Raw genomic sequence first — 9,449 nt, 5'->3', positions numbered from 1 at the left:
CTTTGCCGACCTGTTTAACACTAGCTACTAACCTATAGCAAAACCGCTTCTAGCGGTTCAAGCGCAGCGTTTCAAACCTCCACCTCTGGTGGAGGTCATGACTTTTCTCCGACCGTCACAAGCCTGTCATTACAGGCGCCTAAAGCACCGCCATGACACAATCTTTCGCCACTCCCATCCTCCGCTTCGGCATCATCGCAGACCCGCAATATGCAGCCATCGAGCCGCATGTCGGAATGGATCGCTACTACGCCAACAGCCTCGCCAAGCTTGGGGACGCCATCGAGGTCTTCAACGGCGAGGACCTGAGCTTCGTCATGACGCTCGGCGATATCATCGATCGCGACTTCGCCAGCTTCGACGATATCCTCCCGGTTTACGAGGAACTGAAGCACGAAAACCTCTTCCTGCTTGGCAATCACGATTTCTCCGTGGCGCCCGAACATCTCGCGCATGTGTCGGCAAGGGTCGGGCTATCGGCGCCCCATTACAGCTTCGTCCGCCATGGTTGGCGCTTCATCGTGCTGAACGGCAACGAGGTGAGCACCTTCGCGCCGCCGGAAGGCCATCCCCATCGCGAGATCGCCGCAGCCAAGCTCGCCGAACTGCGGGCGGCAGGCGCGATCAACGCCAATGCGTGGAATGCAATGGCAAGCGACGAGCAGTTCGCCTGGCTGGCCGACGAGATCGAGGCGGCGGGCAGGGCCAACGAACGCGTCATCGTCATGAACCACTACCCGGTCTATCCGCCGAACGAGCATGACTGCTGGGACCGCGAGCGCATCATCGAGCTGCTCTCGCCCCAGGATCACGTCGCCGCCTATTTCAATGGCCACAACCACGTCGGCAACTACGGCGCCGTCAACGGCTGCCACTTCGTCAATTTCAAGGGCATGGTCGACACCGAAGCCGAGAACGCTTTCGCCATCGTCGAGATCTGGCCGGATCGGATCACGATCCACGGCTTCGGCCGCGAAGATGACCGAACGCTGGCGCTGCGCGCCTGAGCTTGACTGCCATCGCCATCGTCCGAATGGGCGGGCGATCGTGACCTAGGAGACCGCTGCCGGCCGTTCCGTCCAGCCTGATGTCCACAGCTGGCGCAGCCCGTCGCCTTCGCCCTTGAAATAGGACTGGGCCGGCGCGCAGTGCTCGACCCGGTCGCTGCGGAAATTGCGGATCGCCTTGCGCAGCTCGCACCAGGCGACGATGTTGGCGGTCTGCGAATAGTAGATCAGCGCGATCGGCCGGATCATGCGCTCGGTGGCCCGGCCGAGTTCATCACGGTAGTCCAGTGTGAGTTTCTGTTCGTCGCGAATGGCGCGGCGCACGAGCCCGAGATCCAGCCCCACCGGCGAGGGCGCGGAAGATCCCCAGGCATAGAGCGCCTTGCCCTCCATCGCCTGGCGCAGCGGGGCGGGCACGGCGCCTGCGATCTTCTGGTTCACACGTTTGGCCGCCTGCTTCAGCTCGTCGTCGCCTGTGCGCTCCAGCAGCGCCAGCGACAAGACGATGGCCTCCATTTCCTCGATGGAAAACATCAGCGGCGGCAAGTCGAAGCCGGGCCGCATGATATAACCGATGCCGCGCCCGCCCTCGATCGGCACGCGCATCGCCTGGAGCGCCACGATATCCCGGTAGATCGAGCGAACGGTGACTTCGAGCGTTTCTGCCATGGCAGCCGCTGTCATCGGCTTCCTCGCGAGCCGCAGGATCTGGATGATCTCGAAAAGGCGCGACGCCTTGCGCATTCTTCGTCTCCGCAATCAAACGCTACTGACAATACGCTGTCAGTACGGCCTCCGTATAGTTCCCATTATCGAATTGAAATTCAACAACCTATCCAGAATTCACCTTCAATTTCACCATGGGCAACTGACATGACATATAGCCAAAACCTCTGGCTCTTCTTCACTCTCCTTTTCGGGATCATCATCGTGCCGGGCATGGACATGCTATTCGTGCTCGCCAATTCGCTGACGGGCGGCAGGCGCAGCGGCATGGCGGCGACGGCCGGGATCATGGCCGGCGGCGCGGTCCATTCGCTCTATGGCGTGGTCGGCGTGGGCATCCTCGCCAGCCTGTTGCCGTCGCTCTTTAATCCCTTGCTCGTGGTCGGCGCAGCCTACATGGCCTGGATCGGCTATACGCTTGTTCGCAGTTCCATCGTCGTCGACACGGTCGGAGCCGACGGGACGCGCTCCGGCTGGCGGGCGTTCCAGCAGGGGGCGGTCACATGCCTAGTAAACCCGAAAGCCTATCTGTTCGTGCTGGCGATCTATCCGCAATTCCTGAAACCCGCCTATGGGCCGATCTGGGTGCAAGGCGTCGTTATGGGGCTGATGACCATGGCCACGCAGGCGGCGATCTATGGCACGGTGGCCTTTACCGCGGCGGGAAGTCGGCGGGCGCTGATCTCCAATCCGCGGGCGACGATCCTTGTCGGGCGCATCGTCGGCGGGCTGTTGATTGCCGTGGCAATCCTTACCGCATGGCACGGCTGGCGTGCATCGGCCTGAGGGGATGTCGTGCAAACCGATTAGATTCCTGAAATGATTGCATTATCACCCATTTGTTACTTCTTGGCCGAGATAATTTTGACATCATGCCCGCGTTAAAACGAAGCGCCGGGCTTCGAAGATCTCGGTTATCGAAGAGGAGTGAAGATATGAGACTGAAAGCAATCGCCGCGGCAGTTCTCGTTGCCGGCATGGGGGTAGGCACCGTTTTGGCGGCCGGTGAGGGAACGCATGACGCTCGCGTCGCGATGATGAAGAAGGTCGGTGGCGCCACTGGCGCACTGGCGGCGATCGCCAAGGGCGAAAAGCCGTATGACGCCGACGCGATCAAGACCGCGCTGGCGACGATTTCCGAGACTGCCAAGGCATTTCCCGACCAATTCAAGGCAGGCACGGAAACCAGCGACAAGGACAGTGAGGCAAGCCCGAAGATCTGGGACAACATGGACGACTTCAAGGCCCGCTCCGTCAAGCTCGGCAGTGACGCGGACATGTTGCTCGCCCAGCTTCCAGCTGACGCGGCCGGCGTCGGTGCCGGCCTGAAGACACTCGGCGCGAGCTGCGGCGGCTGTCATCAGCTCTATCGCGTGAAGAAGGAATAATACCTTCGATCCATCGGCCGCGATCCGCCCCGGTCTTGCAGGCCCGGCGGATCGCTTTATGTTTGAGCGCCAGGATCGTGAATGGGAGAGCGGTGCGTGGTTCGAAGATTTATCCGATTTCTTCTTTGCATCGTCGGTGTCGTGGTGCTTAGTGGCGCCGCGTTCTACATGATCACCGCGCCCAATCCGCTTCCCGAGAGCCATTGGGCCAACCTCGGCGCGCCGGATGTGAAAAACGGCGAGCTTGTCTTCTGGGCCGGCGGCTGTGTCAGCTGTCATGCAGCGCCGGGCGCGCAGGCGGATGCCAGGCTGACACTTTCCGGCGGACTAGCGCTGAAGAGCCCATTCGGCACCTTCCATGTCCCCAATATTTCGCCGGATGAAAAGGCCGGTATCGGCCAGTGGACGCTCGCTCAGTTCGGCAACGCCATGAGGCGCGGCGTCGGCCCCGATGGTCAGCACCTCTATCCGTCGTTTCCCTATGGTTCCTATGCCCGCATGAGCGACAAGGACGTCAATGACCTCTTCGGCTATCTCAAGACGTTGCCGAAGAGCAGCAACGTCGCGCCGCCGCATGAACTGCCGTTCCCGTTCAATGTTCGGCTGGCGCTCGGCGGCTGGAAGTTCCTCTACTTCAACGAACAGCCCCGCGTCGTTCTTGCCAATGCCGATGACAGGCAGAAGCGCGGACAGCATCTGGTCGAAGGCCTCGGCCATTGCGGCGAGTGCCATACGCCCCGCAATAGACTCGGCGGCTTCCAGCCCGACATGTGGCTAGCGGGCGCTCCCAATCCCGAAGGCCCTGGCAAAATACCCAACATAACGCCGGGGTCGAAAGCCGTCGGCGGTTGGAGCGAAGCCGATATCGCCAATTATCTCGCAACCGGGTTCACGCCTGATTTCGACTCGGCCGGCGGCTCGATGACCGAGGTGCAGCAGAACATTGCCCATCTTCCAAAGGAAGATCTTGAGGCGATTGCCGCCTATCTCAAGGCTGTTCCGTCACATTAGGGGTCTCTAACCTAAAAATCGCCGCATTGCAGCATACGATCGCCGGGCCAACTGAATGCCCCGCGGCAGCCTTGTGGCTTGCCGCCGAACGACGAACGATCAACGTCTTCCGAAAGGCCAGCTGCATGCACAGCCCATCAGTGACTTCAGTGAACGACTTGGAATCCGTCGCCCGCAAGGGCGGCAAGCTCCGTCGCATGGCGGTGCGAATACCGACCTACATGGCCGATATCCGCGAGAACCCGGCCTGGCTGCCGATGTTTTTGCTAGCCCGCACCATTGCGGGGCGGCGCGCGCACTGGCTGACGGCGCGGCCGAGCAACGGCGCGATCGAGGGGCTTCCCTCGATATTCGCAGGTGTGGATCTCGACGCCGCCGTCGATGGACTGAAGCGTGAGGGGCTGTTCCCGGCAATCACCCTGCCGAAGGCCGTCACTGAAGAAATTGCCGAGTTTGCCCACGATACGCCCTGTTTCGGAAATTTCGACCGCAACATCGAGTTCCGGGCCGTCGAGCATCGCGCCGCCGAGGAGCAACACGGGCGGGCGATCCTGAGCGGCCACCATTTCGAGCGCGCCCTCGATTGCCCGGCGGTACGCGCGGTCCAGCGCGATCCGCTGCTGTCCGAGATCGCCCGCAGGTACCTTGGCGCGCAGGCCCGCCTGATCACCACGCGGACCTGGTGGAGCTTCCCCACTAGGGCGACTGAGGCCGACTGCAGCCTGGCATCGCTCGACAAGTATCATTTCGATCTCGACGATTGGCGGATGCTGAAGTTCTTCTTCTATCTGGTCGATGTCGACGCAGGGACCGGGCCTCACGTCTATGTCAGGGGCAGCCACAACAAGCGACGTCTCAAGCACCAGTTCACCTTGCTTGTCGGCCACCCCGCCAAGGAAATCCTGGACTTCTATGGTAAGGACAGCCCGGTTACGCTGACCGGCCAAGCGGGCTTCGGCTTCGTCGAAGATCCCTTCGGATTTCACATGGGCACGGTCGCAACGCATAAGCCGCGTCTGATGATGGAGGTCGGCTTCGGCGTATCCAAGCCGTCGCGGCGTCGTATCCACGGAGAGCCGGTCCTGCGCTGAGCTGGGCCGAAGGATTAAATGGCCTTCGGCTGGTGCTCCGCGCCGAACATCAGCACATACTGGTCGAGTTCGTCGCCGCCATGGCCGAGAGCCCGGTAGACTTCGGCAGCGAAGGTGACGGGGGCGGATCCTGCGGCGGTGATGATCTTGCCGTCGCGGATTGCGTAGGGGCTATCCTTGTAGCGCGCCTTGCCGGAATAGCCGGGCACGTCGGCGATGAAATCGGCGGCATTGCTGGTATGGGCCGCCCGGTTCAGCGCGCCGGCCCGCGCCAGCGCCAGGGTCGCCCCGCAGATTGCAGCAACGACCTTATCGCGGCTGATGAAGTCGTCGATCACGCCGTTCAGATCAGGTGCCTTTTCGGTTTCCCACACGGTGCCTCCGCAAAGGATCAGGGCGTCGAACGCGTTGGCATGCAGGTGCTCCGTTGCGATGTCGGCCGCCACGCGCATGCCGCCCATCGAGCGCACCTCGGCTCCGTCCGGCGTCGCCGTCACAACGTCGAAGCCGAAATGGGTGCGCGCCGAGGCCGTCAGAGTAGCTACCTCCCAATCGGCAAAGCCCTCGGTGAGGACGATTGCAAGCCGCTTCATGGTTCCTCTCCTTCGTGGGGAGCGGAGGCGCAGCCGCCTCCTATGCCAGGGCCTGCATATAGCGCATGCCGGTGACCGGGCGAGGGACGAAGTCCATGTTCTCGTAGAAGCGGTGCGCCTGGACGTTGCCCGTCGCGGCGCTGACCGAAAGGTAGCCGCAGCCGGCGCTGCGGGCGGTGTCGCGAGCGCGGTTGACGAGATGCTGGCCGACGCCGTGGCCACGATGACCGTCGCGGACGAAGAGGTGGTGCAGGTCCATGCCGCGCGCACCGTCCTGGGCCCTGTAGAGCGGCACGAGTATGGCGTAGCCGATCAGGCCTTCGGGCGTCTCGGCGACAAGGGCGGTGATCCAGGGCAGGGGACCGAAGAGGTCGCGCTCGAGCTGTTCAGGCGTGGAGGCCGCTGCATCGCCGTGATGCTTGGCCAGAAGCGCGATCATGTCGCTGAGTTCGGGCAGGTCGCGCGGCTTGGCGGTACGGATGTTGATCACCGGCGGGCGGATCAACGAGATTTCGCTGTCTTCGATTTCAATCATGGTTCTGCGTCCTTTAGTGGTGTTCTGCCGTCAGGACGCTGCCGATACAACAAAGCCGCCTGACGGCGGCTTGTTGACAATATGATCTTGTCCGGCCGCCCTTTACAGGTACAGCCAAAAATACGAGCTGGTGATGTGCGCGTTCTTGATCATGAGCTGATACATCGGCGGAAAAGAGTCTTTTGTCAAGCGGCTGGCGGTCACTCCATCCTTGTGTTATTTAGATAGGGTACCCCCCTATATTATGAGCGAACGATGTCCCACACCACGCACCAGAAAAAGAAGCTGATCGCACGGATCAGTCGGATGAAGGGCCAGATGGAGGCCGTCGAGCGCGCGCTGGAGGCGGAGCGTCCCTGCGGCGAGATCCTGCAGTTGCTGGCGTCCATCCGTGGCGCGTTGAACGGCCTGACCGGGGAGGTGCTGGACGACCATCTGCACGAGCACGTGCTGCACGCAGCAGACGAGCAGGCCCGCAGCGAGGCGGTGCAGGAGATTTCGGAAGTACTGCGGACCTACATCCGCTGATTATTGTTTGAAAGGGTTGCGTGATGAATGCGCAAGTAGAGAAGCTGGAACACGAGCATGTTTTCCTGGGCGCCGACCACGATCGCAATGCGCATCGGGTCTGGCTGGTCATCGCCCTGACGGTGACCATGATGGTGGTGGAGATCGCTGCGGGCACCTATTACGGCTCGATGGCGCTGGTCGCCGATGGCTGGCATATGTCGACACATGCCAGCGCGCTGCTGATCACCGCGATCGCCTATGTCTACGCCCGCAAGCAGGCGCATAATCCACGCTTCACCTTCGGCACCGGCAAGCTCGGCGATCTGGCAGGCTTCGCCAGCGCGATCATCCTCGCCCTGATTGCCCTGCTGATGGCATGGGAAAGCATGGTACGCCTGACGCATCCCGTTCCGATCAGCTTCTCCCAGGCCATCGGTGTTGCCGTTGTCGGCCTGCTCGTCAACCTGGCGAGCGCCTGGCTGCTGAGAGGCGATCACCACCATCACGGCCACGCCCACGGACATTCCCATGGGCACCATCATGGCCACGATCACGCTGGCGACCATGCCCATCATCACGGCGCGCCCGCCCACCACGGCGCGGATAACAATATGCGCGCGGCCTATGTTCATGTGATTGCCGATGCCCTGACATCGGTGTTGGCGATCGTGGCCCTGCTGCTCGGCAGCTGGTATGGCTGGCTGTGGCTCGACCCCATGATGGGTATCGTCGGCGGCCTGATCATCGCACAATGGGCGTGGGGCCTGATGAAAACGTCCGGCGCCGTGCTTCTGGACGTCGTGCCCGAACGCGAGGACCTGCCGGAAGAAATCCGCGCTGTCATCGAGACCGGTGGCGAGCGCATCACCGATCTGCACGTCTGGCAGGTAGGCCCCGGCCATCATGCCGCCATCGTGGCGCTGGTGACCCGCGAGCCGCGTGCGCCCTCCTTCTATAAGGACAAGCTGGAGCGGCTCACCGGGCTTTCGCATGTCACGGTCGAGGTTACGCAGGCGGCTGCCTGATCGACGCAAGCGGGCCACAATCTCTCTCTAGCTCTGTCATCCATTGATTCTGGCATTGATTCTGGGCAGAGGGTTTTCATGCATCGCTTTTCGATCCGCCGTCGCACGCTTCTTGGTTCGGCATTGCTGATGCCGACCCTGTTCAGCCCGATCGTGGCGCGGGCGGCCGAGAGCGATGACGAGATCGATCGGCGGATCGGAGCCCTGGAAAAGGCGATCGGTGGCCGCATCGGCGTGTCGGCGATCGATACCCAGACGAACATCTCCTTCGGCTACCGCGAGACCGAGAGCTTCCCGATGTGCAGCACTTTCAAGGTGCTCGCCGCGGGCTTCGTCCTTGCCCGTGTCGACAAGGGCGAGGAAAACCTCGAGCGCCGCGTGGTCTACGACAAGGACAAGCTCGTGACCCACTCGCCGGAGACCGAAAAGCATGTCGGCGGCGAGGGGATGAGCGTTGGCGAGCTTTGCCAAGCGGCGATTACCCAGAGTGACAACACGGCCGGAAATCTGCTGCTCGAAAGTTTCGGCGGTCCCAAGGAGCTGACAAACTGGCTGCGCACGCTCGGTGATGGCTCCACCCGCCTCGACCGTTGGGAGACTGATCTCAACGAGGCGAAGAAGGGCGACCAGCGTGACACCACGACGCCGGATGCGATGCTGGATACCCTGGGTAACCTGACACTCGGCTCGGTCCTGTCGGAGCCCTCGCAGAACAAGCTTGTCGAATGGATGGTGGCAAACACGACGGGCGGCACACGCCTTCGCACCGGGCTGCCTGACACCTGGAAGATCGGGGACAAGACCGGAACCGGCAACAACGGCACCGCCGCCGATATCGCCGTCGCCTGGCCTCCCGGGCATGGCCCGATCCTGATGACCGTCTACGTTGCCGACGCGACGGCCGAGATTTCCGAGATCAACGCGATTTTCGGCGAAGTCGGCCGGATCGCAGCCGAGATGATCTGAGCGGGCGTCGCCCGAAAAATGAGATTTCGATTCAAACAGATGCGACGGAAATGTGAATCTCCGTCGCATCCGCATGAATCAGTTTGTGAAGCGTATCAGGCTGTGATGACGCCGCTGTCTTGAGCGTCGCTCTTGTTGTCATCGACGCCGGTCAACTGCTTCTTGATCTCTTCGGCGATCTGCTTTTCGACCGCCGCGCGCTCTTCCGGCGGCATCGATGCCAGCTCGTCTTCCGAAATGCCGAGACGCTCTAGCATCTGTTGGCGAATGCGCTCTGCCGGCGTCATGTTGGCAAGCTCCGTGAACTCGCTGATGACAGCATCATGCCGGGCCTTGGCTTCGTCGTCGCTGGCGTTGATCGTCGCGCTGCCGCCGCTCTGCAGAGCCCACATGGTGCTGGAGATGGACGGCGGTGTCGTGCTCGGCTGCAGAGCCGAACCGCTTTGGCGCGCGCTGGTCTCGATGCTGAGAGATTGCTGCTTGTTGCGCTGGCTGAGCAGGCTCGTCAGCCCGTAGGCGCTGGAAATGCTATTATCGATCTTCATGAAAAATTCCCCGGAACAACATGTCGGGAGAATTGCGCAGGGAGCCTGTCTG

General features: G+C 62.0%; 12 protein-coding genes. 8 read left to right on the top strand and 4 right to left on the bottom strand.

Translation table 11 applies throughout. From position 1 onward, the window contains the following. The first annotated feature begins 152 nt into the window (after window positions 1-152). Window positions 153-1,007, top strand: a complete 855-nt coding sequence (locus QTL94_RS07160; protein WP_289801051.1) for a metallophosphoesterase — start codon at window positions 153-155, stop codon at window positions 1,005-1,007. A gap of 45 nt (window positions 1,008-1,052) precedes the next feature. Here QTL94_RS07160 and QTL94_RS07155 read toward each other — a convergent pair whose 3' ends face one another. Continuing rightward, window positions 1,053-1,751, bottom strand: coding sequence for a helix-turn-helix transcriptional regulator (locus tag QTL94_RS07155; protein WP_289801050.1), 699 nt, complete (start codon window positions 1,749-1,751; stop codon window positions 1,053-1,055). Window positions 1,752-1,880: 129 nt separating this feature from the next. Between QTL94_RS07155 and QTL94_RS07150 the strand changes: the two genes are divergently transcribed. From QTL94_RS07150 to QTL94_RS07135, 4 genes are all read left to right on the top strand, one after another. Continuing rightward, the gene (locus QTL94_RS07150; protein WP_289801049.1) at window positions 1,881-2,519 is read left to right on the top strand and encodes a LysE family translocator; all 639 of its coding nucleotides are present in this window, start codon (window positions 1,881-1,883) and stop codon (window positions 2,517-2,519) included. Window positions 2,520-2,668: 149 nt separating this feature from the next. Continuing rightward, window positions 2,669-3,121, top strand: a complete 453-nt coding sequence (locus tag QTL94_RS07145) for a c-type cytochrome (protein WP_289801048.1) — start codon at window positions 2,669-2,671, stop codon at window positions 3,119-3,121. A 96-nt stretch (window positions 3,122-3,217) separates the two neighbouring features. Next, window positions 3,218-4,132, top strand: a complete 915-nt coding sequence (locus tag QTL94_RS07140) for a c-type cytochrome (RefSeq protein WP_289801047.1) — start codon at window positions 3,218-3,220, stop codon at window positions 4,130-4,132. 125 nt (window positions 4,133-4,257) lie between these two features. Next, entirely contained in the window at window positions 4,258-5,223 is a 966-nt protein-coding gene (locus QTL94_RS07135) for a phytanoyl-CoA dioxygenase family protein (RefSeq protein WP_289801046.1), read from the top strand. A 14-nt stretch (window positions 5,224-5,237) separates the two neighbouring features. Here the strand turns inward: QTL94_RS07135 and QTL94_RS07130 are convergent, their stop codons facing one another. Beyond that, a complete protein-coding gene (locus tag QTL94_RS07130) occupies window positions 5,238-5,816 on the bottom strand; it encodes a type 1 glutamine amidotransferase family protein (protein WP_289801045.1) in 579 nt (192 codons plus the stop codon). A 40-nt stretch (window positions 5,817-5,856) separates the two neighbouring features. Beyond that, window positions 5,857-6,351, bottom strand: a complete 495-nt coding sequence (locus QTL94_RS07125; protein ID WP_113524444.1) for a GNAT family N-acetyltransferase — start codon at window positions 6,349-6,351, stop codon at window positions 5,857-5,859. Window positions 6,352-6,606: 255 nt separating this feature from the next. Between QTL94_RS07125 and dmeR the strand changes: the two genes are divergently transcribed. The 3 genes from dmeR (at window position 6,607) to bla (ending at window position 8,852) form a co-directional block, all read left to right on the top strand. Continuing rightward, window positions 6,607-6,879: a Ni(II)/Co(II)-sensing transcriptional repressor DmeR gene (gene dmeR / locus QTL94_RS07120; protein WP_065689858.1), complete on the top strand. Its 273-nt coding sequence runs from the start codon at window positions 6,607-6,609 to the stop codon at window positions 6,877-6,879. A 23-nt stretch (window positions 6,880-6,902) separates the two neighbouring features. Continuing rightward, the gene (gene dmeF, locus QTL94_RS07115; protein WP_289801044.1) at window positions 6,903-7,886 is read left to right on the top strand and encodes a CDF family Co(II)/Ni(II) efflux transporter DmeF; all 984 of its coding nucleotides are present in this window, start codon (window positions 6,903-6,905) and stop codon (window positions 7,884-7,886) included. 78 nt (window positions 7,887-7,964) lie between these two features. Then, a complete protein-coding gene (gene bla, locus QTL94_RS07110) occupies window positions 7,965-8,852 on the top strand; it encodes a class A beta-lactamase (protein WP_289801043.1) in 888 nt (295 codons plus the stop codon). Between the two features lie 95 nt (window positions 8,853-8,947). On the opposite strand, the gene QTL94_RS07105 is transcribed toward bla, so the two are convergent. Then, window positions 8,948-9,397, bottom strand: coding sequence for a hypothetical protein (locus tag QTL94_RS07105; protein WP_289801042.1), 450 nt, complete (start codon window positions 9,395-9,397; stop codon window positions 8,948-8,950). Window positions 9,398-9,449 lie beyond the last annotated feature (52 nt).

Origin of the sequence: Rhizobium sp. S96 (assembly GCF_030382195.1) — a bacterium.
GTDB lineage: Bacteria > Pseudomonadota > Alphaproteobacteria > Rhizobiales > Rhizobiaceae > Rhizobium.
The sequence above is the reverse complement of the archived record's forward strand: the minus strand, read 5'-3'. Positions and strand labels throughout refer to the sequence as shown.